The sequence below is a fragment of the Bacillus sp. FAU18 genome (assembly GCF_056033885.1).
This window is the reverse complement of the sequence record NZ_JBVYHZ010000004.1, coordinates 616,573-643,030: the sequence shown is the minus strand read 5'-3', so window position 1 is coordinate 643,030 and position 26,458 is coordinate 616,573. Positions and strand designations below refer to the sequence as shown.

Genomic DNA, 26,458 nt, shown 5'->3' with positions numbered 1-26,458 from the left:
GAAAGGGGTGAAAATGATGACTGGCACTTTAGGTACATTGGTTCCTATTATTTTAATGTTTGCGGTCCTTTACTTCTTGCTGATTCGTCCTCAGCAAAAGCAGCAAAAGGCTGTACGCCAAATGCAGGAGGAACTGAAAAAAGGCGATTCAGTAGTGACAATCGGGGGATTGCACGGTACTGTTGACTCTATCGACGAAAGCAAAGTCGTAATTAAGACTGGTGATAACACACGTCTTACGTTCGACCGCCGCGCGATCAGAGAAGTTTCTGCTGCTGAATAACAGCAGGAGCTATACATAGCAAACAAAAAAGAGCGGGCGAGTGAGCCCGCTCTTTTTTATGTGGAAGACCTGTTTCCCCTCATGTTCACGCCGAAAATCCCGCCCAGCATGCACACCCCTAAAAATCCCAGATGGAAGATCAGCTGTTCTGCTGTAAATGTTTTTCCGAATCCTAAATACTGAAACAATAAGATAATCAGAGAAAAACTTAAGGCGGTCAATGCGCCAATCATCCAGCCTCTTTCCTTGCCTTTCCCGCCTGAAATGAACCCGCCGATAAATAAAGAGAGAAATGAGATAGCTGTGATCAGCCAGTTAAATGATGATTCTTCCAGCGAGGTTGCGGTCAATAAAAGTGAAACCGCCAAACTTGTCAGGAGCATGGCTGAAAATATGGCGATTAAGCCGTAAAGAATGCCTTTTCCAACTTGTTTCGTTTCCTCCATGATTGTCTCCTCTCTGCCTGTATTAAAAGGCTTCTGTTCTTTTTGTTCAAAACCGTCAGACATGCTGATGGCTCGTCTTTGTAAAAATGTATTCCCTTATCCCATGAATTAGACGTAAAAGCTTTGTGAAATGCAATCGGTTTTTCTTACATAAATTGATCATTTTGTTGCATCCTATAATGAGTTGGAGGTGCATAATGGAAGAGCTTCTCACTATTGCGTTTCGCACAGTCGTATTGTATTTTGTGATATTGGTCATTTTTCGTTTCATGGGCAAACGGGAGATCGGAGAGCTTAGTATTTTAGATCTCGTTGTCTTTATCATGATGGCTGAAATTGCCGTTTTAGCCATAGAAAACGTAGACGATCATCTATTTCATACCATTTTGCCAATGCTTGTATTAATGATCATTCAAGTGACTTTGGCATACTTTTCTTTAAAAAACCGAAAAGTCCGCCAGCTTCTTGATGGTAAGCCGACCATAATTATCAAATATGGAAAAATTGACGAAGACGCCATGAAATCACAGCGTTATAATTTTGATGATTTAATGGTTCAGCTCAGAGAAAATAGCGTCGACAGAGTAGCTGACGTATCATTTGCCATTTTAGAGCCGTCGGGCAAACTGACTATTGTAAAGAAAGAAAATAGCGGAGAGCATCGGCAGCTCGAAATGCCGCTCATTATAGACGGCTTCATTCAAACAGAAAACCTGTCCAGAATCAGTAAAGATAGAAAATGGCTGCTTGAAAGTTTGCAAAAACACGGATACACAAACCCTTCAGATATTTCATTTTGCTCGTTTACAGACGGAGAATTATTTATTGACGAAAAAGATGGGCACCACACGTGACCATTATCGGACGATCAGACGTCCGATAATGGGAATGCGGCGAAGCTCATCTTTTTTAATTAAACGGAAAACGAGCAGGAGGATCATATAAATGGCGGCGCTCGCCGCAATCCATCCGGCTAGATTGACAGCCTCAGATGCTCCAAAGCTTATATATTGTTTGATGGTGGAGCTGATGAATCCGCAAATTACAATAACAGCGAAGCTGAGCGCGTACTCCTTGATTTTGATGCTGATCGGCAGCACTTTGCTAACGGTTGCTGCGTGCAATAGCGTGACGAGCACCATGCCTGTCACAATGGCTAATGCCGCGCCCATAATGCCAAGAGAAGGCCTTGTGGCAAGGACAAAAATAAGGCCTGTTTTGACAAGCGCTCCGATTAAGCTGTTCATCATCGCAGCTCCTGCCAAATTAAGCGCCTGCAGCACAGCTTGAAGCGGGCCTTGGAAATAATAAAGCAGAAAAAACGGGGCCATCACTTTTATAAATACAGCTGCGCCTGAGGAACCGTACATCACTCTCATCAGCTCATCCGCAAATACAAATAAAATAACAACTGAAATGCCTCCGCTGAGCAGACAGAGACGCATCGCCTGTTCCAAGCGGTATTCCACCACCTGCAATTTTTTCTGCTCCATTCCTTCACTGATCGCAGGAACAAGCGCGGTCGACAAAGAATATGTAATAAAGCTGGGCAGAGTCAGCAGCGTCATGGCAAAGCCGGTCAGTTCCCCGTATTGCTTTGTTGCGGCAACTGTTGCCACACCGGCGATGGCAAGGCTTTGAGCGACGACGATTGGCTCGAAAAACCAAGAGAGGTTTCCGATAAAGCGGCTCCCGGTTGTTGGAAGTGACACGCTCATTAATTGGGTAAAGGTTTGTTTTCCGTTTTTAATTGACTGGAAAAAATGCTTTCTGATTTTAATTGTCTTTTTATACTTAAAGCAAACGAATAAATAAAGAAGTGATGCCAGCTCCCCTGCCACTGAGGATAGCATTGCCCCCGCTGCAGCATATTCAATTCCGTAAGGGAGAAAAATCGTTGTGCAGACAGCCACGAGTGAAATGCGGACGACCTGTTCAAGGACTTGTGACATAGCAAGCGGGTTCATATTCTGTTTTCCTTGAAAGTATCCCCTCAGCACACTCGATATAGCAATAATCGGCACAACCGGCGTAATGGCCAAGAGCGGATACAGTGTTCGCTTATCTGTCAGCATCGTTTCAGCCATAACCGGGGCGAAAAACAGAAACAGCGGTGTAAAGATGAGGCTGAGCACTCCCGTAATGGTCAGAGACATGACTAAAATATTTTTCGTTTTTTGATGATCTCCGCGCGCACTGGCTTCAGCGACTAGCTTGCTGATCGCGACCGGCAGACCGAATTGAGTTAATGTAGTGGCCAAGAAGAAGGTGGGCGCTGCCATCATGTAAAGCCCGACTCCTTCTTCACCGATAAAACGGGCGATAACCACCCGGTTGACAAACCCGAGCATTCTTGTAACCATTCCTGCTGCGATAAGGATAAGTGTGCCCTTTAAAAACGTCTGTTTCGCCATTTTTACCCCCTGCCTTCTCAAACTACCTGGAATCATATACAATAAAGATATGCGTATATGTCGTCCAAGCATGACAAGTCTTCTTGAAAAACAATAAAAAAGGAGCGTGGAATTCGTGGAGAAGCATCCAGCCGATCTATATAAAGACCACGTCAGGCCGTTTCTTTACAGCAAACTGGAAGAGTTTAAGATTCTCGGGTATGATGATGTTGAACTCGAAAGTTTGTGGTCATACTTAACAGATAAGAAGTGGAAAAAGAAAACGGAACTGAACATTTATGAACTGGCGAGTGATATTTTATCAGTGAAAATTGGCGAATTTATGAACTATGCAACCGTTGAGTCATTTAAAACGTCTAATTGGCTGGGCAGTGAAGAGGGCCAGGAAGCATTGGAAGAACTGCTGAGATAGCAGGTTGATTCGCACAGGTTTAAGGGAGGATATACATAATGAAAAAAGGACGCTTGATTGCGTTTTTCCTTTTCGTTCTATTGATCGGCACGGGCTTGGGCTACTTTACGAAGCCTGCCGCTAACAATATTACGTTAGGATTGGATTTGCAAGGCGGATTTGAGGTGCTGTATGATGTACAGCCTGTAAAAAAAGGTGACAAAATCACAAAAGACGTTCTGGTCAGCACTGTAGAGGCATTGAACCGCCGGGCCAATGTTCTCGGTGTCAGCGAACCGAACATCCAAATTGAAGGGAATAACCGGATTCGCGTTCAGCTCGCTGGTGTGACAAACCAAAACAGAGCGCGTGAAATTCTGGCGACTGAAGCGCAGCTTTCTTTCAGAGATACGAATGACAAAGAATTGCTGAATGGCTCTGACCTCGTCGAAAACGGAGCTAAACAAACGTATGACGCCAAAACAAATGAACCGATTGTCAGCATTAAACTGAAAGATGCTGATAAATTCGGCGAAGTGACCAAAAAGGTCATGAAAATGGCGCCAAACAACCAGCTAGTTATTTGGATGGATTACGAAAAAGGGGACTCCTTTAAAAAAGAGGTTCAAAAAGAGCACCCTAAATATGTATCTGCCCCAAATGTAAGTCAGGAATTAAACACAACTGACGTTACAATTGAAGGGCAATTTACGGTTCAAGAAGCGAAAGATTTAGCCAGCATTTTAAACGCAGGCGCACTTCCTGTAAAACTGACTGAAAAATATTCAACATCAGTAGGCGCACAATTCGGCCAGCAGGCTCTCCATGATACGGTGTTTGCCGGTATTGTCGGTATCGCAATTATTTTCTTATTTATGCTTTTCTATTACCGTCTGCCGGGATTAATCGCGGTGATAACACTATCGGTTTATGTATACATTACGCTCCAGATTTTTGACTGGATGAATGCTGTACTTACACTTCCGGGAATTGCCGCTCTCATTTTAGGTGTCGGGATGGCTGTTGACGCCAACATTATCACCTATGAGCGGATTAAAGAAGAGCTCAAGCTAGGAAAGTCAGTCCGCTCTGCCTTCCGTTCAGGAAACAGACGGTCATTTGCGACGATTTTTGACGCGAATATTACAACCATTATTGCAGCGGTTGTGCTCTTTATCTTTGGGACAAGCTCTGTTAAAGGGTTTGCGACAATGCTGATCCTATCGATTTTGACAAGCTTTATCACTGCCGTTTTCTTATCGAGATTTCTCCTCGCTCTCCTTGTGGAAAGCAGATGGCTTGATCGGAAAAAAGGCTGGTTTGGTGTCAATAAGAAACATATCATGGATATTCAGGATACGGATGAAAATACAGAGCCGCATACGCCATTCCAAAAATGGGATTTCACGAGCAAACGCAAATACTTCTTTATTTTCTCCAGTGCGGTCACGGTTGCCGGGATTATTATCCTGCTTGTGTTCAGGCTGAATCTTGGCATTGACTTTGCAAGCGGTGCACGGATTGAAGTACAAAGCGACCATAAGCTGACGACAGAGCAAGTTGAAAAGGATTTTGAATCTCTGGGTATGGACCCTGATACTGTAGTTCTGTCAGGCGAAAAGAGCAATATGGGTGTTGCCCGTTTTGTCGGGGTGCCAGATAAAGAAACCATTGCAAAAGTAAAAACGTATTTTAAAGACAAATACGGATCTGATCCAAATGTCAGCACAGTTTCACCGACAGTCGGTAAGGAGCTGGCAAGAAATGCGCTGTACGCAGTTGCTATAGCTTCTATTGGCATCATTATTTACGTTTCAATCCGATTCGAATACAAAATGGCGATTGCTGCCATCGCTTCATTGCTATATGACGCATTCTTTATCGTCACGTTCTTCAGTATTACAAGGCTTGAGGTAGATGTTACGTTCATCGCGGCCATCTTGACGATAATCGGGTATTCCATTAACGATACAATCGTTACATTTGACAGGGTCCGCGAGCATATGAAAAAGCGTAAGCCGAAAACATTTGCCGATCTGAACCATATAGTAAACCTGAGCCTGCAGCAAACCTTTACACGTTCAATTAACACTGTATTAACTGTTGTGATTGTTGTTGTGACATTGCTGATCTTTGGAGCATCTTCTATTACTAACTTCTCAATTGCTTTATTGGTCGGGCTGTTAACAGGCGTTTATTCTTCTCTATACATTGCCGCACAAATTTGGCTTGCATGGAAAGGAAGAGAACTGAAAAAAGATTCGGCGCAATAAAAAATATCAGGCTGTCCTCTGCAGGGCAGCCTGTTTTTTGAAGTTTCATTGAACTTAAAATAGACATTTGCTATAATGACATACGCTTACATTTAAACATATATATGGTGTTAAAAGTGTTTATGACTGGTTTTCAGATATGTAGGAGGGTTTATATATGAGGGTTCGCGAATCAGAGCTGCCGGGCATAGGACAAAAAGTTGAAATGATTACTAGAAACCGTGATAAAATTTCAATTATCATTCATCATGACGGACGGAGAGAGCTTTACTATTTTGACGAAAACGACCATGAGGAATGTGTTGCCTCCGTGCAGTTTGATGACGCTGAAGCAAGGCAAATGTCTGCAATTCTTGGCGGAATGGCCTATAAACCGAAAGCATTAGAACAGGTCGAGTCAGCCCTTGATGATTTGATTATAGAGTGGTGTAAAGCAGAGGCGGGAGCGCCTGCTATTCATCAGACGATTGGTGAGTTGAATGTGGGTCAGGAATATCATGTGACGGTCATTGCAATTATTAAGAAGAATCAGGATAAACAACTGAATCCGAGCTCTGAAACAGTCATTGACGAAGGCGATACACTTGTGATTTCCGGTGAGGGAACCGGACTGAAGAGGCTGATCCGGGAAAAATTAACAGCAAAGGGGGCTTAACCTAGTGTTAAGCCATGTTTAAAACCAGTCTTGATGGGGAAAGTTACCTCAATAAGAAGTTTGGGGGAAAAGAGAATGAATAAACAATGGACCATTATTTTCGCACTTATTTTCACCTTAATTGTCGCTATTTTCGCAGTCATTAATGTTCGATCCGTAGAAGTTGATTACCTGTTTGGAAGATCAGAATGGCCGCTCATTCTTGTTATTTTGGGCTCAGTTTTAATGGGAGCGCTGATCGTATTTTCTGTCGGCATTTTTCAGGTAATGAAATTGAAGCGGGAAATAAAAATCTTGCGGAAAGAAAATAGAACGGCAATACATAAACAAGAGGATACTCATCTTGCTGATCAGACTGACACACAGGATGCATCAGCCATGATTGAGAAAAAAGACTAGTTTTCGAATATTATTTGAAACCCCTCAGCCTGCTCTAGTATAATAGGGTGGTTGAGGGGTGAATTTATGTTAGCGTCAAAAATGCGATGGGAAATCCAGCGACCAGATCAGGATAAGGTCAAATCACTCACAGAACAATTGCATATAACACCTCTTGTTGCGTCCCTGCTTGTAAAAAGAGGCTTTGATACGGCAGAAAGCGCTAGGCTGTTTTTACATACAAAGGATGCCGATTTTTATGATCCTTTTGAAATGAAAGGCATGAAAGAAGCGGCAGATCGAATAAAACAGGCGATTTCACAACAAGAAAAGATTATGATATATGGCGATTATGACGCCGATGGGGTTACAAGTACGTCAGTCATGCTTCACACGCTGCAAAAACTGTCGGCTCAAGTTGATTTTTATATACCTGACCGTTTTAAAGAAGGATATGGACCTAATGAACAGGCGTTTCGTTCGATTAAAGAACGGGGCTTCTCTTTGATCATTACGGTTGATACAGGAATTGCCGCTGTGCATGAAGCGAAGGTGGCAAAGGAACTCGGACTGGATGTCATCATTACCGATCATCATGAACCGGGACCGGAGCTTCCAGATGTCCATGCGATCGTCCACCCGAAGCAGCCTGGCTGCACTTACCCGTTTAAGGAGCTTGCCGGGGTTGGAGTCGCGTTTAAGCTTGCCCACGCTTTATTGGGTGAACTTCCTGATGAACTGCTTGACCTGGCGGCTATCGGCACCATTGCCGATCTAGTCCCGCTGCATGACGAAAACAGATTAATTGCAACACTAGGACTTGAAAGGCTTCGACGGACAAATCGGCTCGGCTTAAAAGAGCTGATTAAGCTGTCAGGCGGAGACATCGGAGAAGCGAACGAAGAAACTGTCGGATTTCAGCTCGCACCAAGGCTGAATGCCGTCGGAAGAATCGAACAGGCGGATCCCGCTGTTCATTTGCTTATGTCAGAGGATTCGTTTGAAGCGGAAGAGCTTGCCGCAGAAATTGACCAGCTGAACAAAGAGCGCCAAAAAATGGTCAGCAAAATGACGGATGAAGCGATTGAAATGGTTGAACAGCAAGGGCTCGATCAAACTGCAATTGTCGTGGCCAAAGCCGGATGGAACCCGGGAGTCGTCGGGATTGTGGCTTCAAAGCTTGTGGACCGTTTCTACCGACCGGCCATTGTTCTTGGCATTGATGAAGAAAAGGGAATCGCTAAAGGTTCGGCCCGAAGCATCAGAGGATTTAATTTATTTGAGAGCCTTTCTGAATGCAGAGATATTCTTCCTCATTTCGGCGGCCATCCAATGGCTGCGGGGATGACGCTGAAAGCCGAAGATGTGCCGGATTTGCGAAGCAGGCTGAATGAAATAGCGGACAATACGCTTACGGAAGAGGATTTTATTCCCGTACAGGAAGTCGACCTTGTCTGCGGCGTCGAAGACATTACAGTTGAAAGCATCGCAGAAATGAACATGCTGTCTCCTTTTGGCATGCTGAACCCGAAACCGCACGTTCTCGTAGAAAACGCAGTACTGGAAGATGTCCGCAAGATAGGGGCAAATAAAACTCATGTCAAAATGACGATCAGAAACGAGTCGTCCCAGCTTGATTGCGTTGGTTTTAATAAAGGCGAGCTTGAAGAAGGCATCGTACCGGGTTCAAGAATTTCCATTGTCGGTGAGATGTCAATCAACGAATGGAACAATCGAAAAAAGCCGCAGCTTATGATAAAGGATGCCGCTGTTTCTGAATGGCAGCTGTTTGATTTAAGGGGAAAACGGACGTGGGAAGACACAGTTTCCGCCCTTCCATCTGCTAAACGGGCCATTGTCTCTTTCAAAGAAGACTCAACAACATTACTTCAAACTGAAGACCTTCGCCGAGAAGTGCACGTCATCAGTTCTAAAGATCAAGCAAAGGCGTTTGACCTCGATGGTGCATATATTGTATTACTGGATCCGCCGCCTTCGCTGGACATGCTCGCACGTTTGCTGGAGGGCAAAGCGCCTGAGCGGATATATTTTATTTTTCTTAATCATGAGGACCACTTCTTATCAACTTTTCCCGCAAGAGACCACTTTAAATGGTATTATGCGTTCTTGCTGAAAAGAGGCGCTTTTGACGTGAAAAAACACGGTTCAGAGCTTGCAAAACATAAAGGATGGTCCGTTGAAACAATCAATTTCATGACAAAGGTGTTTTTTGATCTCGGTTTTGTTAAAATAGAGAATGGTGTGCTGTCTGTTGTGAGCGGAGCAAAGAAACGCGACTTAACAGACTCACAAACATATCAGGCGAAACAGCAGCTGATGGAACTGGATCAAAAGCTGAATTATTCTTCTGCTGAAGAGCTGAAGGAATGGCTGAATAAGCTGATGAAACAAGATTCAGAGGCTTATGAAAGTACGAGGAGGACATAAAACAGATGGATTTAAAACAATACGTAACAATTGTACCGGATTACCCGAAAGAGGGCGTGCAATTTAAAGATATTACGACACTGATGGATAAAGGCGATGTATACCGCTATGCCACAGATCAAATTGTTGAATATGCGAAAGAAAAGCAAATTGATTTGGTCGTTGGCCCTGAAGCGCGCGGCTTTATTATCGGCTGTCCCGTTGCTTACGCGCTTGGCGTAGGTTTTGCGCCGGTCCGCAAAGAAGGCAAGTTGCCTCGTGAAGTAATCAAAGTGGATTATGGCTTGGAATACGGAAAAGACGTATTAACGATCCACAAAGATGCGATTAAGCCTGGTCAGCGTGTGCTTATTACAGATGACCTGCTTGCGACAGGCGGTACAATTGAAGCGACAATCAAACTTGTTGAAGAACTTGGCGGCGTTGTTGCTGGTATCGCTTTCTTAATCGAGCTTTCTTACCTTGACGGCAGAAATAAGCTCGAAGATTACGACATCTTAACATTGATGAAATACTAAGGATAACCGCATAACGAAAAAGCACTCCATGTCAGGGTGCTTTTTTCCTATTGTTTTGCATTTATTTTATATAATATTTGGCTATTTGAACTTCTGCTCTTTACATCTTTCGTTTTTTTCTTGATAATAAACTACAATACAGTTTACATTTTAAAAAAGGTGATTCCATGGCGAACGAACAAGTATTGACTGCCGAGCAAGTTATAGATAAAGCGCGCAGCTATCTATCTGATGAGCATATCGCATTTGTCGAAAAAGCATATCTGTACGCTGAAGATGCTCATCGCGAGCAATACCGCAAATCGGGCGAGCCATATATTATTCATCCGATTCAGGTTGCGGGGATTCTCGTTGATCTTGAAATGGACCCTTCCACAATCGCGGGCGGATTTTTGCACGATGTCGTGGAAGATACAGATGTGACGCTCGATGACCTGAAAGAAGCATTTTCCGAAGAAGTGGCAATGCTTGTAGACGGCGTAACGAAACTCGGCAAAATTAAATATAAATCTCAAGAGGAACAGCAGGCGGAAAATCATCGCAAAATGTTTGTCGCTATGGCTCAAGATATCAGGGTCATATTGATCAAGCTGGCGGATCGTCTTCACAATATGCGGACACTGAAACATCTGCCTCAGGAAAAACAGCGGAGAATCTCCAATGAAACGCTGGAAATTTTTGCTCCTTTGGCGCATCGTCTCGGGATTTCAAAAATTAAGTGGGAATTGGAAGATACGGCGCTCCGTTATTTGAACCCTCAGCAATATTACAGAATTGTCAACCTCATGAAGAAGAAACGTGCGGAACGTGAGCTTTATGTCGATGAGGTTGTCAATGAAGTGAAGAAACGTGTCGAAGAAGTAAATATCAAGGCTGACTTCTCGGGACGCCCGAAACATATTTACAGCATTTATCGAAAAATGGTGCTGCAAAATAAGCAATTCAATGAAATTTACGATTTGCTGGCTGTCCGTATTCTTGTGAATAGCATAAAGGATTGCTACGCGGTGCTTGGCATCATTCACACATGCTGGAAACCGATGCCCGGCAGATTCAAAGATTATATCGCAATGCCGAAGCCGAATATGTATCAATCGCTTCATACAACGGTTATTGGGCCTAAAGGCGATCCGCTTGAAGTGCAGATCCGCACCTTTGAAATGCATGAAATAGCGGAATACGGGGTTGCGGCTCACTGGGCTTATAAAGAAGGGAAAGCAGCCACTGAAGGTGCAACCTTTGAGAAAAAGCTTTCTTGGTTCCGTGAAATTTTAGAATTTCAAAATGAATCGACAGATGCAGAAGAATTTATGGAATCGCTCAAAATTGATTTGTTCTCTGATATGGTGTATGTCTTTACGCCAAAAGGAGATGTGATCGAGCTTCCGTCCGGTTCTGTTCCGATTGATTTTTCTTACCGGATTCACTCTGAAATCGGCAATAAAACAATCGGTGCCAAAGTAAACGGAAAAATGGTTACGCTTGACCATAAGCTTCGGACAGGTGATATCGTTGAAATTCTCACCTCTAAGCACTCCTACGGTCCGAGCCAGGATTGGGTGAAGCTTGCCCAAACATCCCAAGCGAAGCATAAGATCCGTCAATTCTTTAAGAAACAGCGGCGTGAAGAAAATGTCGAAAAAGGCCGTGAACTGGTCGAAAAAGAAATTAAAAACCTGGATTTTGAATTGAAGGATGTTTTAACGCCGGAGAATATTCAAAAGGTTGCTGACAAATTTAATTTCTCAAATGAAGAGGATATGTACGCGGCGGTCGGTTACAACGGCATCACAGCTCTGCAGGTGGCGAACCGCCTAACAGAAAAAGAGAGAAAGCAGCGCGATCAGGAAGAACAGGAAAAGATCGTTCAGGAAGTTACTGGGGAACCTAAGCCATATCCGCAAGGAAGAAAACGGGAAGCTGGCGTTCGTGTCAAGGGCATCGACAACCTCCTTGTCCGTTTATCAAAATGCTGCAATCCTGTGCCAGGTGATGATATTGTCGGCTTTATCACAAAAGGCAGAGGGGTTTCGGTCCATCGCGAAGACTGTCCGAATGTCAAAACGAATGAAGCCCAAGAGCGGCTGATCCCGGTAGAGTGGGAGCATGAGTCACAGGTTCAAAAGCGCAAGGAATACAATGTTGAGATAGAGATTCTTGGGTATGACCGCCGCGGATTGCTGAACGAGGTACTCCAGGCAGTGAATGAAACGAAAACCAATATTTCATCTGTCTCTGGCAAATCGGATCGCAATAAAGTGGCAACCATCCATATGGCGATTTTTATCCAGAATATCAATCACTTGCACAAAGTCGTCGAGCGTATTAAACAGATTAGAGATATCTACTCTGTGCGCCGCGTCATGAACTAAAGGGGTTAGAAAATGAGATTAGTTGTTCAGCGAGTAACAGAAGCAAGCGTTACAGTGGACGAAGAGGTCGTCGGCCAAATTGGACAAGGCCTCATGGTGCTGGTCGGCATCACTCATGATGATACAGAAGATGATGCAGCTTATTTAGCCGATAAAGTTGTCAATCTCCGTATTTTCGATGACAGTGAAGGAAAAATGAATCTGTCTCTTGTAGATATAGGAGGAGAGATTTTATCCGTCTCACAGTTTACGCTTTATGGAGATACGAAAAAAGGGCGCCGGCCGAACTACATGAACGCGGCCAAACCTGATAAAGCTTTAGGTCTTTATGAAAAATGGAATGACCTGCTTCGTGAAAAAGGAATCAAAGTGGAGACCGGAACGTTTGGAGCAATGATGGATGTACAGCTTACAAACTCCGGACCGGTCACGCTCATTATGGATTCAAAATAAAAAAGCTGCCAAAAGGCAGCTTTTTTTATTGGAAGTATTTCTCTAATCCGCTTTCGATCCCATCTGTTACTTTTTCTTGGTATGAATTGCTATGTACAATGGCTTCTTCCTGCGGATGGCTTACATATCCCAGCTCGTACAGCATAGCGGGCTGTCTGTTTTCCCGGAGCACATAATAATCTCCGAATAATACGCCGCGGTCTGGAATGGAAGAACGCTTCACTACTTCTGAGTGGACATCTGATGCGAGTTCCTGATCTTTGGCAGGACTGTAGTAATATGCAGTACTGCCTCTTGTAGAGGTATCCGCATAGCTGTCATAATGAATGCTGATAAAGGCGTCAGCGTTGCGGTAGTGAGACGTAGAGACCCGTGACTGCAGGCTGACAAAGGTATCATCCTGGCGTGTCACATATACATCCGCTCCAGCCGATCTAAGTTTGCTGGCGAGCAGTTTTGCCGTTTTGATCGTCAGGTTTTTCTCGAATTTCCCCGAATACCCGATCGTTCCGCTGTCTTTTCCTCCATGTCCCGGGTCAACAATAATCGTTTTATTGTTTAGAGAGCCGTTTCCAGACGGGGGATCAGAGACTGGCGGTTCACCTGCTTCTTCTGCGCTTTTAGACGTTTGGACCACCCAATTGGCTACATAAGCAGTCTGCCCGTTATCAAGCTTTATTTCATACCAGCTTCCCTTTGAACCGGTAATGGTGTATGAATCTCCTTTGGCAGCACGCTCAACGATCGAAGCTGATGTTGACGCATCACTTCTTAGATTCGTTCCTCCGTACATGATATAGGCTTTTTTAGCGGAGGATGAACTGCCGGCATTTGCTGAATCATCAGCTGGAACAGAACTAGTCAAAAGGTAATGGCTCGCAACCCAGCCTTTTAGCCCGTTCACCTCAATGTGAGCCCAGCCATTTTTCTCGTTGAGAACCGTCAGTTTCGTTCCGCGATCAAGTTTTGTTATAATTGCCGCGTCATGTGAGGCGGAGGCCCTTACATTTAGCGAAGAAACACCGACTGTGCCCGTCGTTGACGCACCGGAATCCTCGGTTTGGTCACTCTCATCAGACGCTGAACTGCTGCCTCCTGACGTGACATATTCAGATGATACCCATCCGGTGGCACTGTGATAGGATATCTTGATCCAGCCCGAATCTTTATCAATGACAGATGCTTGGCTGCCTTGCGGGAATTTGCCGATGACTTCGTAGGAAGTGCCCGGACCGCTTCTCATCCGCAGATCGGGGTCTGTTGATGTCACAGTGCCACTGCTTCCTGAGGAGCTTGTGTTGGCCTGGTCTTCCTTTGTAATAAGCCAGGAGACTACCCAGCCCTTTTCTCCGGAACCAAGCTGTATCTGCACCCAGTCTCCATCTTCCTTTAAAATCGGATAGCGTTCTCCCTTTTTTACTTCCGCTGTAATGCCGTAGCTAAGCCCAGGGCCGCTTCTGACGTTCATTTCATCTGTTGCGATGACCGCTTCTCCTTGAGCAGCTGTAACGGATGAAAAGGTCGGGAATAGCGCTGCGGTGCAAATAATACATACAATAAGGACAAAGTATTTCTTGTTCATTGTGTCCTCCTTTCTGATGATCATTAAAAAAGCATTCTTGTTTAATATCGTAAAGTCCTTTCTGATTTTTAAATAAAAATAAAATGATTTGTTTATACTAAGCGTAAATACAATCAAAAAGGTGTGCAAATCATGAAATATCATCCAAAAATGGGACGTGCATTTCACGACGGTGAAGCGAATCTGCATTACAGCGATCACGCAGATCCCGATACGACTGGTTATCTTACGGAAACAGCATCTGAATTTGGTCTTATGTCCAAAGAAGCAGCGCTGAGGAAAAACAACCGGAATAAAGCTTGACAGAGAACCCTAATCCCATTATTATAATAGAAATTGAGTACATAGCAAATGATGAAAGATTTGAACCAATAATGGAGAAGAGTAGGTCAGATTGCATGATTAGAGAGGAACCCGCCCCAGGCTGAAAGCGGATCCCATTGCGTCTTTCTCGAAACAACACTCCGGAGGTTTCCTGCTGAACGCGTGAATAACGCCATTAGGCAGTGAACGTGAACCTGCGTTAAAGGATCGAGCGGGAATATGAACGTATTCCAACTAGGGTGGCACCACGGGTATAACTCTCGTCCCTACTATCATGTATAGTAGGGGCGGGAGTTTTTTTCATTTTCATCATAAACGATCATTGGATATTTTATAAGGAATACATAAGGAGGTCTACCTATGGGATATAACATTCCGAGAGGAACACAGGATATTCTGCCTGGAGAATCAGATCGCTGGCAGTATGTTGAACAAATTATGAGAGACACTTGCCGCACTTATCAATATAAAGAAATCCGCACACCGATTTTTGAGCATACAGAACTGTTTGCCAGAGGCGTCGGAGAATCAACGGATATCGTACAAAAAGAAATGTATACCTTTGAGGACCGCAAAGGCAGAAGCCTGACGCTTCGTCCGGAGGGAACAGCTGCTGCGGTTCGCGCTTTTAATGAAAACAAGCTGTTCGCAAATCCTGTACAGCCGACAAAGCTTTATTATGTCGGGCCGATGTTCCGTTATGAACGTCCTCAGACGGGCCGTTACCGCCAGTTTTATCAGTTTGGAATTGAAGCGATTGGTTCGAAAGACCCTGCAATCGACGCTGAAGTAATGGCGCTTGCGATGAGTATTTATCAAAAAGCGGGTCTGCAAAACGTTAAGCTTGTCATAAACAGTCTTGGCGATCAAGATAGCCGCAAAAGCTACAGAGAAGCGCTCGTGAAACATTTTGAGCCTCGCATCGAAGAATTTTGTTCAGACTGCCAGTCACGGCTGCACACGAACCCGCTTAGAATCTTGGACTGCAAAAAAGACCGAGATCATGAGCTGATGAAATCAGCGCCTTCAATTTTGACGTATTTAAACGATGAATCGGCCGCTTATTTTGAAAAAGTGAAACAATACTTAAATGATCTGGGCATTTCGTATGAAATCGATCCGAACCTTGTGAGAGGGCTGGATTATTACAACCACACCGCATTTGAAATTATGAGCAATGCGGAGGGCTTCGGCGCGATTACGACACTTGCCGGCGGCGGACGCTACGACGGACTTGTCGAACAGATCGGCGGACCTGAAGCACCGGGCATCGGATTTGCGATGAGCATCGAACGCTTGCTTGCCGCAATTGATGCTGAAAAACGAGAGCTGCCTGTTGATAAGGGAATCGACTGCTATATCGTCACACTCGGCGAAAAAGCAAAGGATTATTCTGTTTCATTGGTGTACAAACTGAGAGAAGCAGGCATTTCCAGTGAAATCGATTATGAAAATAAGAAAATGAAAGGCCAGTTTAAAACAGCTGATCGCTTAAATGCCAGATTTATTGCGATTTTGGGTGAAGATGAGCTTGCCCAAAACAAAATCAATGTAAAGGATGCACAGACGGGCGAACAGATTGAAGTGGCACTTGATGAATTTATACATGTGATGAAGGCAAACCAAAAGGGATAAGGAGTGAAACGCATTGTTTGGAAGAACATATTATTGCGGTGATATAACTGAAAAAGCAATTGGCGAATCTGTAACGCTGAAAGGCTGGGTCCAAAAAAGACGAGACCTCGGCGGATTGATTTTTATTGACTTGCGTGACCGTACGGGCATTGTTCAAGTCGTTTTTAACCCTGATGTGTCAAAAGAAGCGCTTGCTATTGCGGAAGGCATCAGAAATGAATACGTGCTTGATATTCAAGGAAAAGTGGTGGCGCGTGAAGAGGGAACAGTTAATCCGAATTTGAAAACAGGCGCGATCGAAATACATGCTGATGGAGTGAACGTATTAAATGCTGCAAAGACACCTCCATTTGCGATTTCTGATCAAGCAGAAGAAGTGTCAGAGGACGTTCGTTTAAAACACCGTTACTTAGATTTGCGCAGACCGGCTATGTTCCAGACGATGCAGCTGCGCCATAACGTGACGAAAGCTGTTCGCAGCTTTTTAGATGAAAATGGGTTTCTTGATATTGAAACGCCGATTTTAACAGGAAGCACGCCTGAAGGCGCACGTGACTACTTGGTGCCAAGCCGTGTGCACGAAGGTGAGTTCTACGCGCTGCCGCAGTCCCCGCAGCTATTTAAACAGCTTCTGATGGTATCAGGCATTGAACGATATTATCAAATTGCCCGCTGTTTCCGCGATGAAGACTTGCGTGCGGACCGTCAGCCTGAGTTTACGCAAATTGATATTGAAATGTCCTTTATGAGCCAGGAAGACATTATGTCATTGGCTGAGGAGATGATGGCAAAGGTTATGCGTGAAACAAAAGGTGAGGAACTTAAGCTTCCTCTTCCTCGAATGACGTATGACGAAGCAATGAACAAGTACGGTTCTGATAAACCGGATACGCGTTTTGACATGCTTTTGACGGATGTGTCTGACATTGTAAAGGATACGGAATTTAAAGTGTTCTCATCAGCTGTAGCAAACGGCGGCGTGGTTAAAGCCATCAACGTAAAAGGCGGTGCCGGCGATTACTCCAGAAAAGACATCGACGCTCTTGGCGCTTTTGCTGCAAACTACGGGGCAAAAGGGCTTGCCTGGGTGAAGGTTGAGGCAGACGGAGTGAAAGGCCCGATCGCTAAATTCTTTGATGAAGAAAAGCAGTCTAAGCTGATTGAAGCACTTGATGCTGCTGAAGGTGATTTGCTGCTGTTCGGAGCGGATCAATTCGAAGTTGTGGCCGCATCACTCGGCGCCCTGCGCTTAAAGCTTGGGAAAGAACGCGGGCTGATTGACGAAAAATTGTTCAATTTCTTATGGGTCATCGACTGGCCGCTATTAGAGCATGATCCGGAAGAAGGCCGTTTTTACGCAGCGCACCATCCGTTCACAATGCCTGTCCGGGAAGACCTTGAGCTGATTGAAACAGCGCCTGAAGACATGAAAGCACAAGCTTATGACCTCGTCTTAAACGGCTATGAGCTTGGCGGCGGTTCAATTCGTATTTTTGAAAAGGATATTCAGGAAAAAATGTTTGCGCTTCTCGGCTTCTCACCAGAAGAAGCGGCTGAACAGTTCGGATTCCTGCTGGAAGCATTTGAATACGGCGCTCCTCCGCACGGCGGAATCGCACTCGGTTTAGACCGTCTCGTTATGCTTCTCGCTGGACGTACGAACCTGAGAGATACGATTGCATTCCCGAAAACGGCAAGTGCAAGCTGCCTGATGACAGAAGCGCCGGGAGAAGTAAGTGACGCCCAGCTTGACGAGCTTCATCTTTCTATCAAGAAAAAAGTTAAGAACTGATTGAGCAGTTCGATTCTTGAAAATCAAAATCGTCTGTGATATGATTTTGACAAGTTAAATAAAGTCCTGATGTGTTAGTTGTACACCTAGTTTTGACCGAACATTTTTTTGACTTGGGAGCCCGCATTTTTAAATGGCGTACATGCCTCTTTTCATTCGGTAAAGAGGACTTACAAGTTTTAAAAGAGGGCACCCACCTGCTGAGAGCGGGTTCAAAACAAAGGAAAGCTGCAACGGCACTATTGGGACTTTATTTTTTGTGCGCAGAAAAAACGGCTGCTCATGGATCAGCCATTTTATAGATGAAACCAGAATACGAATGTGGAGTGAGGTTCTTGTTACACCAGTTTTCACGCAATGAATTAGCTATCGGAAAAGAAGGCCTTGAAACGCTGAAAAACAGCACAGTTGCTGTGCTTGGAGTCGGGGGAGTCGGGTCGTTTGCGGCGGAAGCTCTCGCGCGGTCAGGCGTCGGCCGCATTCTGCTTGTCGACAAAGATGATGTCGACATTACAAATGTAAACCGTCAGCTTCACGCGCTGCTTTCAACTGTCGGACAGCCGAAAGTTGATTTAATGAAGGCGCGGATCGCAGACATTAACCCGGAGTGTGAAGTGATCGCGTTAAAAATGTTCTATACGGAGGAAACGTATGAGCAGTTTTTTGATTATGATCTTGACTATGTCATTGATGCGTCAGACACCATTTATTATAAAATTCATTTAATGAAAGAATGTCTGAAACGGGATATTCCGCTCATCTCCAGCATGGGTGCAGCAAATAAAACGGACCCGACACGCTTCCAAATCGCTGATATCTCAAAAACGCACACTGATCCAATTGCGAAGGTCGTTCGTACGAAATTACGCAAAGAGGGGATCAAAAAAGGTGTTCAAGTGATTTTCTCTGATGAAAGCCCGATTGTCATTCGGGAAGATGTCAGAAAAGAAGTGGGAAATGACGAAGCGAAAATCCGTAAAGCAAAAATGCCGCCTTCCTCTAATGCTTTTGTGCCGTCAGTTGCAGGTTTGATTATGGGCGGACATGTTGTCATGGATCTTTTGAAAGGCATTGAAATCAAACGTGTGAAGGATAAATAATGCATAAAAACAGCCTTGATGATCAAGGCTGTTTTTGTTTTATTTTCTTTTCATTAATTTATCGTACACCTGCTTTAAGGCGGATTCGAATTTTCCTGTCTGTTTCGGCTTATAGTATTGCTTATTTTTCAGAGGATCAGGGAGGTATTGTTGTTCGACCCAACCGTTGTCGTAATTGTGCGGGTATTTATAGTCGATTCCCCTTCCTAATTCCTGAGCTCCTTTATAATGCGCGTCTTTTAAATGCTTCGGTACATCCCCGATTTTTCCGGCTCTAATATCAGCCAGAGCCTCATCGATTGCCAGAATGGCTGAGTTTGATTTCGGTGAGAGGCAGAGTTCAATGACTGCGTTGGCCAGCGGGATTCGCGCTTCAGGAAACCCGACTCGCTCAGCGGTCTGAATAGCGTTCAGCACTCTAGGGCCGGCTTGCGGGCTTGCTAAACCGATATCTTCATAGGCGATAACAAGCAATCGTCTTGCGATGCTCTCCAGATCACCGGCTTCAATTAATCTAGCCAAATAGTGGAGAGCAGCGTTGGCATCAGAGCCACGTATCGATTTTTGAAAAGCGGACAGTACATCATAATGCGCGTCACCATCTTTATCGTGAGAAAAGCTTTTTTTCTGCAAGCATTCTTCCGCGGTTTCTAATGTAATGTGAATTTCACCGTCTGCTGACTCCTTCGTTGACAACACGGCAAGTTCAAGCGCATTTAAAGCGGAGCGGACATCTCCTCCGCATCCGTGGGCGAAATGCTCCATCGCCTGATCATCAATGGATACAGAATAGGTGCCAAGGCCCCGATGTTCATCATGGAGCGCACGTTCCAGTGCCTGTTTAATCAGATCGGGTGTTAACGGCTCAAGCTCAAAAATCTGGGTCCGGCTTCTGATCGCCGGATTAATGGCATGATACGGGTTAGCTGTGGTTGCTCCGATCAAAATGATCATCCCGTTTTCCAAATAGGGTAATAGAAAATCCTGTTTTCCTTTATCCAGCCTGTGGACTTCATCCAGAATCAAAATCACTTGGCCGGACATCTTGGCTTCCTGGGCTACAATTTCCATATCTTTTTTATTGTTAATGACAGCATTCAGCTTTCGAAAAGCAATACTTGTTGAACCGGCGATTGCTGTTGCGATTGATGTTTTTCCAATTCCGGGCGGCCCGTACAAAATCATGGATGACAAATGTTTTGCCTGGACCATTCTGCCAATAATTTTATCTTCAGCCACCAGATGCTGCTGGCCGATAATATCCTCTATTTTTGTCGGACGCATCCGATATGCCAATGGCTTCATCTATCATCTCTCCTTACTTAATTACAGGGTAACGGAAAACCGTACATTAGAAAAGGGGAAAGGCCCCTTTCCTTCTGCCTCAATGAAAATTCGCTGAAGGTATGTTATAATAACAGTTGGTCTATAAGATAATAAACGGACGAAACATATAGAAATTACCATTATAAATGTGGAAAATCATGAAATAACAGAGGTGTTCATGTTGAAAATATCAACTAAGGGAAGATACGGGCTCACCATTATGATCGAGCTTGCAAAAAAGCACGGTGAAGGCCCGACTTCATTAAAAAGCATCGCACAGACGAATAATTTGTCCGAGCATTATTTGGAGCAGCTGGTATCGCCGCTCAGAAATGCCGGTTTAGTGAAAAGCATCAGAGGCGCATATGGCGGATATGTATTAGGCAGTGAGCCGGATGCCATTACCGCGGGAGATATTATCCGTGTGCTTGAGGGGCCGATCAGCCCTGTTGAAGTGCTGGAAGATGAGGAGCCTGCCAAGCGTGAGCTCTGGATTCGCATCCGGGATGCTGTAAAAGAGGTTTTAGACAGTACGACATTAGAGGATCTTGCCAGCTATACAGACGGAGAGCAAGAAGCTTATATGTTCTATATTTAGATCAGAGGTGTAAACATAATGGAACGGATTTATTTAGATCATGCCGCAACGTCTCCGATGGATGAGCGCGTGCTGGAAAAAATGATACCGCACTTCTCCGGCAGTTTCGGTAATCCATCCAGTATTCATTCATTTGGCAGAGAATCTCGAAAATGGGTGGATGAAGCAAGAGCGCAGATCGCAGCAGAAATCGGAGCGGCAGAGCAGGAGATCATTTTTACAAGCGGGGGAACGGAAGCTGATAACTTGGCGATCATGGGAACCGCACTTGCAAGAAAAGATCTTGGCAGACATATCATCACAACAAAAATTGAGCATCACGCCGTGCTTCACACATGTGAAAAACTTGAGGAAGACGGATTTGACATAACGTATCTGGACGTTGACCAAAATGGAAGAGTCAGTGCAAAACAGGTGAAAGAAGCACTGCGTGATGATACAATCCTTGTGACAGTGATGTATGGAAATAATGAAGTTGGAACAGTGCAGCCGATCGAAGAAATCGGTGAGCTGTTAAAGGAACACAAAGCTTATTTTCATACCGATGCTGTTCAGGCATTCGGGTTGCTGCCAATTGATGTGAAAAACAGCCATATTGACCTTCTGTCTGTTTCCGGGCACAAGCTCAACGGGCCAAAAGGGACAGGCTTTTTATATGCTAGTAAAGATGTGAAGCTTTCACCGCTTTTATTCGGAGGAGAGCAAGAAAGAAAACGCCGTGCCGGAACGGAAAATGTTCCAGGCATTGTCGGGCTGAAAGAAGCGATTAAGCTGTCAAGTGAAGAACGGGACGAAAAAAACGAGAAGTATCAATCGTTTAAAGCAATCTTTGCCGACACGCTTAGAGATGCAGGTGTGTCATTCGAGATCAACGGGGACAAAGAGCATAGTCTGCCGCATGTTCTGAATCTTTATTTCCCCGGTGTGTCAGTGGAAGCCCTGCTGGTCAATCTTGATATGGAGGGTGTCGCTGTCTCCAGCGGTTCAGCGTGCACGGCCGGTTCAGTCCTGCCGTCACATGTTCTGACTGCTATGTTCGGAGAAGAGAGTGACCGGCTGACGTCCTCTATTCGAATCAGCTTCGGCCTCGGCAATACGGCTGAGCAAGTGAAAACTGCTGCCAAACATGTGGCCCACGTTGTCAAACGGCTGACACAATAAGGCGGCTTAGTAATTGGAGTGAATGAAATGGAAAAACGGCCGGAGGATACAAGAGTCGTCGTCGGCATGTCCGGCGGAGTAGACTCATCTGTGGCGGCCCTGCTGTTAAAAGAACAGGGCTATGATGTAATCGGAATCTTTATGAAAAACTGGGATGATACGGACGAAAACGGTTTTTGCACGGCGACAGAGGATTATGAAGATGTGATCCGCGTCTGCAACCAAATCGGAATTCCGTATTATGCCGTAAACTTTGAAAAGCAATATTATGAGAAGGTATTTCAATACTTCCTTGATGAATATAAAGCAGGCAGAACACCAAACCCGGATGTACTGTGCAACAAAGAAATTAAATTCAAGGCCTTTTTGGAGCATGCATTGTCACTTGGCGCCGACTATTTAGCGACTGGCCACTATGCAAGAGTAGACAGAAGCGGCGGAAAAGTCAGAATGCTGCGCGGCATTGATGAAAACAAGGATCAAACGTACTTCTTGAATCAGCTGACAGAAGATACGCTGAGCAAAGTCATGTTTCCGATCGGCGAACTTCAAAAAAGCCGTGTGCGTGAAATCGCCAAAGAAGCAGAACTTGCAACGGCGACGAAAAAAGACAGTACAGGCATCTGCTTTATCGGCGAACGCAACTTCAAAACGTTTCTCAGCCAATATCTCCCTGCACAGCCGGGCGATATGATGACGATGGACGGCGAAGTAAAAGGCCGCCACGACGGGTTGATGTATTACACGATCGGACAGCGTCACGGCCTTGGCATCGGCGGAAGCGGCGAGCCGTGGTTTGCGGTAGGCAAAGATCTTGAAAAGAACATCCTCTACGTGGATCAAGGGTTCCATAACCCGCTTTTATATTCTGACAAAATCACAGCAACAAATATCAGCTGGGTGCGTTCGGATATCATGAAGGGCAAAGAGATTTCCTGCACGGCTAAATTCCGTTACCGCCAAGAAGATCATAAAGTAACGGTGCGCATGACTGGCGAGGGTGAAGCGGAAGTCATCTTTGATGAACAAGTCCGCGCTGTAACGCCGGGACAAGCCGTTGTCTTCTATGACGGCGAAGAATGTCTTGGCGGCGGGACAATTGATGATGTGTACAAAGACGGAACAAAATTGTGGTACGTATAAAAGATGAAAAACCTCAACACTGAGTTGGGGTTTTTTAATGAAAGGAAGATGATCGGTGGATTATAATCAACTCGGTATAGAGGCGATGCAGGAAGGCGATTACGAGAAAGCGGCAGAGGCATTTACAAAAGCGATTGAAGAAAATAAAGAAGACGCGATTCCGTATATCAATTTTGCCAACCTGCTTTCATCCGTAAACGAGCTGGAACGAGCGCTTGCGTTTTATGATAAAGCGCTTGAATTAGACAGTAGCGCAGCCACTGCTTATTATGGAGCAGGAAATGTCTATGTTGTAAAAGAAATGTACAAAGAAGCCAAAGACATGTTTGAAAAAGCGCTACGTGCGGGGATGGAAAACGGTGACCTGTTTTACATGCTCGGAACGGTACTTGTCAAGCTCGAACAGCCTAAGCTTGCACTGCCATATTTACAAAGAGCGGTCGAACTGAATGAAAACGATACGGAAGCGCGTTTTCAATTCGGGATGTGCTTAGCCAACGAGGGCATGCTGGACGAAGCGCTCAGCCAATTCGCAGCTGTGACAGAGCAAGACCCGGGGCATGCAGATGCATTTTATAATGCCGGTGTCGCTTATGCTTATAAAGAAAACCGAGAAAAAGCGCTGGAAATGCTGGACAAGGCAATCGATATCCAGCCAGATCATATGCTTGCGCTTCATGCTAAAAAACTGATTGATCCATCATAACAGGCACAGGAGGAGGAACAGCTCGTGCAGCAGCATCCGGATCAGCTTAAACTGGAGGAAGAGCCCTATTTAAAAGGGACAGTCAACACAGTCATCTATCATAATGACACCAATTTATATACGGTTCTGAAAGTGAAAGTCACAGAGACCTCCGAAGCCATTGAAGATAAAGCCGTATCCGTGACGGGCTACTTCCCTGCGCTTCAAGAAGAAGAGACCTACACGTTTTACGGAAAGATCGTAACCCATCCAAAATTCGGGCTCCAATTTCAGGCGGAGCATTTCAAAAAAGAGATACCGACGACTAAGGAAGGCATCATTCAATATTTATCGAGTGATTTATTCGAGGGAATCGGCAAAAAAACTGCTGAAGAAATTGTGAAAAAGCTGGGCGACAGCGCCATTAATAAAATATTGGCTGACGCTTCAGTGCTTTATGATGTTCCCAGACTCTCAAAAAAGAAAGCCGACACGCTGGCTGGCGCATTGCAGCGGCATCAGGGACTGGAGCAAATCATGATTTCCTTGAATCAGTTTGGTTTTGGCCCGCAGCTGTCTATGAAAATCTATCAAGCCTATGAATCCGAGACGCTTGAAAAGATTCAGGAAAATCCTTATCAGCTTGTGAAGGATGTAGAAGGCATCGGGTTTGGGAAAGCGGATGAGCTGGGCAGCAGAATGGGTCTTTCGGGTAACCATCCTGAGCGGGTAAAAGCTGCTATTTTGTACACGCTTGAAACGACTTGTCTGTCAGAGGGGCACACGTACATAGAAACAGAACAGCTGATCATTGACACCCAATCCCTGTTAAATCAGTCAGCAAGGGAAGGGCAGCGCATCACAGAAATGGATGCCGCTAACGCAATTATTGCCCTTGGAGAAAATAAAGACATTGTCATAGAAGATGGCCGCTGTTATTTTCCATCGCTGTTTTACGCAGAACAAAACGTTGCAAAGCGTGTGAAACATATCGCTAGCCAAACCGAATATGAGAACCAGTTTCCCGAATCAGAGTTTTTGCTCGCGTTGGGAGAACTGGAAGAACGGATGAACGTTCAGTATGCCCCCAGCCAGAAGGAAGCGATTCAAAAAGCCCTTTCCTCGCCGTTGCTTCTTTTAACAGGCGGTCCGGGAACAGGGAAAACGACGGTAATCAGAGGGATTGTCGAGCTCTATGGAGAGCTTCACGGTGTGTCACTAGACCCGTCAGCTTATAAAAAGGATGAAGCTTTTCCGATTGTTTTGGCCGCTCCGACAGGGAGAGCAGCAAAACGGATGAGTGAATCAACGGGACTCCCTGCAGTCACGATACACAGGCTGCTTGGCTGGAACGGCGCTGAAGGCTTTACTCATACAGAGGATCAGCCGATCGAAGGGAAGCTGTTAATTATCGATGAAGCCAGTATGCTTGATATATGGCTGGCGAATCATTTGTTCAAGGCGATCCCTGATCATATACAAATCATCATTGTCGGAGACGAAGACCAGCTGCCTTCCGTCGGTCCGGGACAAGTGCTCAGAGACCTGCTGGCATCCCAGGTGATTCCGACTGTGAGACTGACAGACATCTATCGTCAGGCGGAGGGGTCATCAATCGTCGAGCTTGCCCACCAGATGAAAAATGGATTGCTGCCGAACAATTTGACTGCCCCGACAAAGGACCGTTCCTTTATTCGCTGCGGAGGCTCGCAAATTAAAGAAGTTGTTGAGAAGGTTGTCGCTAATGCATTGAAAAAAGGCTATACGGCAAAGGACATTCAGGTCCTCGCTCCGATGTACAGAGGAAAAGCCGGCATTAATGAATTGAATGTGATGCTGCAGGACATTTTAAATCCTCCTAAAGAAAAACGGAGAGAATTGAAGTTCGGGGATGTTGTCTACAGAACCGGAGATAAAATTTTGCAGCTTGTCAATCAGCCGGAAAACAATGTGTTCAACGGAGATATTGGCGAAATCACGTCGATATTTTATGCAAAGGAAAATACAGAAAAAGAAGACATGGCCGTCGTTTCTTTTGACGGCAATGAAATGACATTTACGAAAAAAGATTTTAATCAATTTACCCATGCGTATTGCTGTTCTATTCATAAATCGCAGGGAAGTGAATTTCCGATTGTGGTTTTGCCTGTTGTGAAAGGCTATTATAGAATGCTCAGAAGAAACCTTCTTTATACCGCGATTACAAGAGCGAAGAAATTTCTCATTTTATGCGGGGAAGAGGAGGCGCTGGAGTGGGGCGTGAAAAATAATGATGCAACTGTCAGACAGACCTCCTTGAAAAACAGGCTGTCCGTACAGGTTGAGGAAATGGATGCCGAGCTTGAAGCTTTGCAAAAAGAGCTCCCGTTCAGCGTACACGACGCCAACATTGGCATGGAAGGCATTACACCATTCGATTTTATGAAAGAAGAACAGCAATAAAATGCTCCCGTGCAAGCGGGAGTTTTTTCATTTGCAGTG

General features: G+C 44.9%; 23 protein-coding genes, 1 other RNA gene and 1 other annotated feature. Of the genes, 20 read left to right on the top strand and 4 right to left on the bottom strand.

What is annotated here, in order from left to right; translation table 11 throughout:
- The first annotated feature begins 16 nt into the window (after positions 1 to 16).
- Positions 17 to 283: a preprotein translocase subunit YajC gene (gene yajC / locus AC0OMU_RS14390; protein ID WP_004398708.1), complete on the top strand. Its 267-nt coding sequence runs from the start codon at positions 17 to 19 to the stop codon at positions 281 to 283.
- A 56-nt stretch (positions 284 to 339) separates the two neighbouring features.
- On the opposite strand, the gene AC0OMU_RS14385 is transcribed toward yajC, so the two are convergent.
- Positions 340 to 729 (bottom strand): TIGR04086 family membrane protein, encoded by a 390-nt coding sequence (locus tag AC0OMU_RS14385; protein WP_004398667.1) that lies wholly within the window; start codon positions 727 to 729, stop codon positions 340 to 342.
- Positions 730 to 926: 197 nt separating this feature from the next.
- Here AC0OMU_RS14385 and AC0OMU_RS14380 point away from each other — a divergent pair, with 197 nt between their 5' ends.
- Positions 927 to 1,583 (top strand): DUF421 domain-containing protein, encoded by a 657-nt coding sequence (locus AC0OMU_RS14380; RefSeq protein ID WP_474241254.1) that lies wholly within the window; start codon positions 927 to 929, stop codon positions 1,581 to 1,583.
- 3 nt (positions 1,584 to 1,586) lie between these two features.
- Here AC0OMU_RS14380 and spoVB read toward each other — a convergent pair whose 3' ends face one another.
- Complete coding sequence (gene spoVB / locus AC0OMU_RS14375) at positions 1,587 to 3,143, bottom strand: stage V sporulation protein B (RefSeq protein WP_474241253.1); 1,557 nt, start codon at positions 3,141 to 3,143, stop codon at positions 1,587 to 1,589.
- Between the two features lie 115 nt (positions 3,144 to 3,258).
- On the opposite strand from spoVB, the gene comN reads away from it, so the two are divergent.
- The 8 genes from comN (at position 3,259) to dtd (ending at position 12,631) form a co-directional block, all read left to right on the top strand.
- Entirely contained in the window at positions 3,259 to 3,555 is a 297-nt protein-coding gene (comN, locus tag AC0OMU_RS14370) for a post-transcriptional regulator ComN (protein ID WP_003229735.1), read from the top strand.
- Positions 3,556 to 3,593: 38 nt separating this feature from the next.
- Entirely contained in the window at positions 3,594 to 5,807 is a 2,214-nt protein-coding gene (secDF, locus tag AC0OMU_RS14365; RefSeq protein WP_100506502.1) for a protein translocase subunit SecDF, read from the top strand.
- A gap of 157 nt (positions 5,808 to 5,964) precedes the next feature.
- Positions 5,965 to 6,462, top strand: a complete 498-nt coding sequence (locus AC0OMU_RS14360) for a cation:proton antiporter regulatory subunit (RefSeq protein ID WP_015384249.1) — start codon at positions 5,965 to 5,967, stop codon at positions 6,460 to 6,462.
- A 75-nt stretch (positions 6,463 to 6,537) separates the two neighbouring features.
- Positions 6,538 to 6,861, top strand: coding sequence for a LapA family protein (locus AC0OMU_RS14355; RefSeq protein WP_015384248.1), 324 nt, complete (start codon positions 6,538 to 6,540; stop codon positions 6,859 to 6,861).
- A gap of 66 nt (positions 6,862 to 6,927) precedes the next feature.
- Positions 6,928 to 9,288, top strand: a complete 2,361-nt coding sequence (gene recJ / locus AC0OMU_RS14350) for a single-stranded-DNA-specific exonuclease RecJ (protein ID WP_181217296.1) — start codon at positions 6,928 to 6,930, stop codon at positions 9,286 to 9,288.
- A gap of 5 nt (positions 9,289 to 9,293) precedes the next feature.
- Positions 9,294 to 9,806 (top strand): adenine phosphoribosyltransferase, encoded by a 513-nt coding sequence (locus tag AC0OMU_RS14345; protein WP_003229745.1) that lies wholly within the window; start codon positions 9,294 to 9,296, stop codon positions 9,804 to 9,806.
- Between the two features lie 167 nt (positions 9,807 to 9,973).
- A complete protein-coding gene (gene relA, locus AC0OMU_RS14340) occupies positions 9,974 to 12,178 on the top strand; it encodes a GTP diphosphokinase (RefSeq protein ID WP_015483507.1) in 2,205 nt (734 codons plus the stop codon).
- A 12-nt stretch (positions 12,179 to 12,190) separates the two neighbouring features.
- The gene (gene dtd / locus AC0OMU_RS14335) at positions 12,191 to 12,631 is read left to right on the top strand and encodes a D-aminoacyl-tRNA deacylase (RefSeq protein WP_004398689.1); all 441 of its coding nucleotides are present in this window, start codon (positions 12,191 to 12,193) and stop codon (positions 12,629 to 12,631) included.
- Positions 12,632 to 12,656: 25 nt separating this feature from the next.
- Here dtd and AC0OMU_RS14330 read toward each other — a convergent pair whose 3' ends face one another.
- Positions 12,657 to 14,213, bottom strand: a complete 1,557-nt coding sequence (locus AC0OMU_RS14330; protein ID WP_474222178.1) for an SH3 domain-containing protein — start codon at positions 14,211 to 14,213, stop codon at positions 12,657 to 12,659.
- A 132-nt stretch (positions 14,214 to 14,345) separates the two neighbouring features.
- On the opposite strand from AC0OMU_RS14330, the gene AC0OMU_RS14325 reads away from it, so the two are divergent.
- The 5 genes from AC0OMU_RS14325 (at position 14,346) to AC0OMU_RS14305 (ending at position 19,064) form a co-directional block, all read left to right on the top strand.
- Entirely contained in the window at positions 14,346 to 14,516 is a 171-nt protein-coding gene (locus tag AC0OMU_RS14325) for a YrzK family protein (RefSeq protein WP_004399157.1), read from the top strand.
- A 59-nt stretch (positions 14,517 to 14,575) separates the two neighbouring features.
- Positions 14,576 to 14,808 (top strand) — a binding site (T-box leader).
- 89 nt (positions 14,809 to 14,897) lie between these two features.
- Positions 14,898 to 16,172 (top strand): histidine--tRNA ligase, encoded by a 1,275-nt coding sequence (gene hisS / locus AC0OMU_RS14320; protein ID WP_047182959.1) that lies wholly within the window; start codon positions 14,898 to 14,900, stop codon positions 16,170 to 16,172.
- A gap of 13 nt (positions 16,173 to 16,185) precedes the next feature.
- The gene (gene aspS / locus AC0OMU_RS14315) at positions 16,186 to 17,964 is read left to right on the top strand and encodes an aspartate--tRNA ligase (RefSeq protein ID WP_015384241.1); all 1,779 of its coding nucleotides are present in this window, start codon (positions 16,186 to 16,188) and stop codon (positions 17,962 to 17,964) included.
- A gap of 60 nt (positions 17,965 to 18,024) precedes the next feature.
- A non-coding RNA gene (gene ssrS / locus AC0OMU_RS14310) (6S RNA) lies at positions 18,025 to 18,217 on the top strand.
- Between the two features lie 82 nt (positions 18,218 to 18,299).
- The gene (locus AC0OMU_RS14305; RefSeq protein ID WP_474241252.1) at positions 18,300 to 19,064 is read left to right on the top strand and encodes a tRNA threonylcarbamoyladenosine dehydratase; all 765 of its coding nucleotides are present in this window, start codon (positions 18,300 to 18,302) and stop codon (positions 19,062 to 19,064) included.
- A gap of 39 nt (positions 19,065 to 19,103) precedes the next feature.
- Here the strand turns inward: AC0OMU_RS14305 and AC0OMU_RS14300 are convergent, their stop codons facing one another.
- A complete protein-coding gene (locus tag AC0OMU_RS14300; protein WP_015714437.1) occupies positions 19,104 to 20,369 on the bottom strand; it encodes a replication-associated recombination protein A in 1,266 nt (421 codons plus the stop codon).
- 202 nt (positions 20,370 to 20,571) lie between these two features.
- Here AC0OMU_RS14300 and cymR point away from each other — a divergent pair, with 202 nt between their 5' ends.
- From cymR to recD2, 5 genes are all read left to right on the top strand, one after another.
- The gene (gene cymR, locus AC0OMU_RS14295) at positions 20,572 to 20,988 is read left to right on the top strand and encodes a cysteine metabolism transcriptional regulator CymR (RefSeq protein ID WP_003225879.1); all 417 of its coding nucleotides are present in this window, start codon (positions 20,572 to 20,574) and stop codon (positions 20,986 to 20,988) included.
- Between the two features lie 18 nt (positions 20,989 to 21,006).
- Positions 21,007 to 22,149, top strand: a complete 1,143-nt coding sequence (locus AC0OMU_RS14290; protein ID WP_474241251.1) for a cysteine desulfurase family protein — start codon at positions 21,007 to 21,009, stop codon at positions 22,147 to 22,149.
- A 27-nt stretch (positions 22,150 to 22,176) separates the two neighbouring features.
- Positions 22,177 to 23,292 carry a tRNA 2-thiouridine(34) synthase MnmA gene (gene mnmA, locus AC0OMU_RS14285; protein WP_015483502.1) on the top strand — a complete coding sequence of 372 codons (1,116 nt, stop codon included), beginning with the start codon at positions 22,177 to 22,179 and terminating at the stop codon, positions 23,290 to 23,292.
- 85 nt (positions 23,293 to 23,377) lie between these two features.
- Entirely contained in the window at positions 23,378 to 23,998 is a 621-nt protein-coding gene (locus tag AC0OMU_RS14280; protein ID WP_206697897.1) for a tetratricopeptide repeat protein, read from the top strand.
- Between the two features lie 24 nt (positions 23,999 to 24,022).
- Positions 24,023 to 26,419 carry an SF1B family DNA helicase RecD2 gene (gene recD2, locus AC0OMU_RS14275; RefSeq protein WP_474241250.1) on the top strand — a complete coding sequence of 799 codons (2,397 nt, stop codon included), beginning with the start codon at positions 24,023 to 24,025 and terminating at the stop codon, positions 26,417 to 26,419.
- Positions 26,420 to 26,458 lie beyond the last annotated feature (39 nt).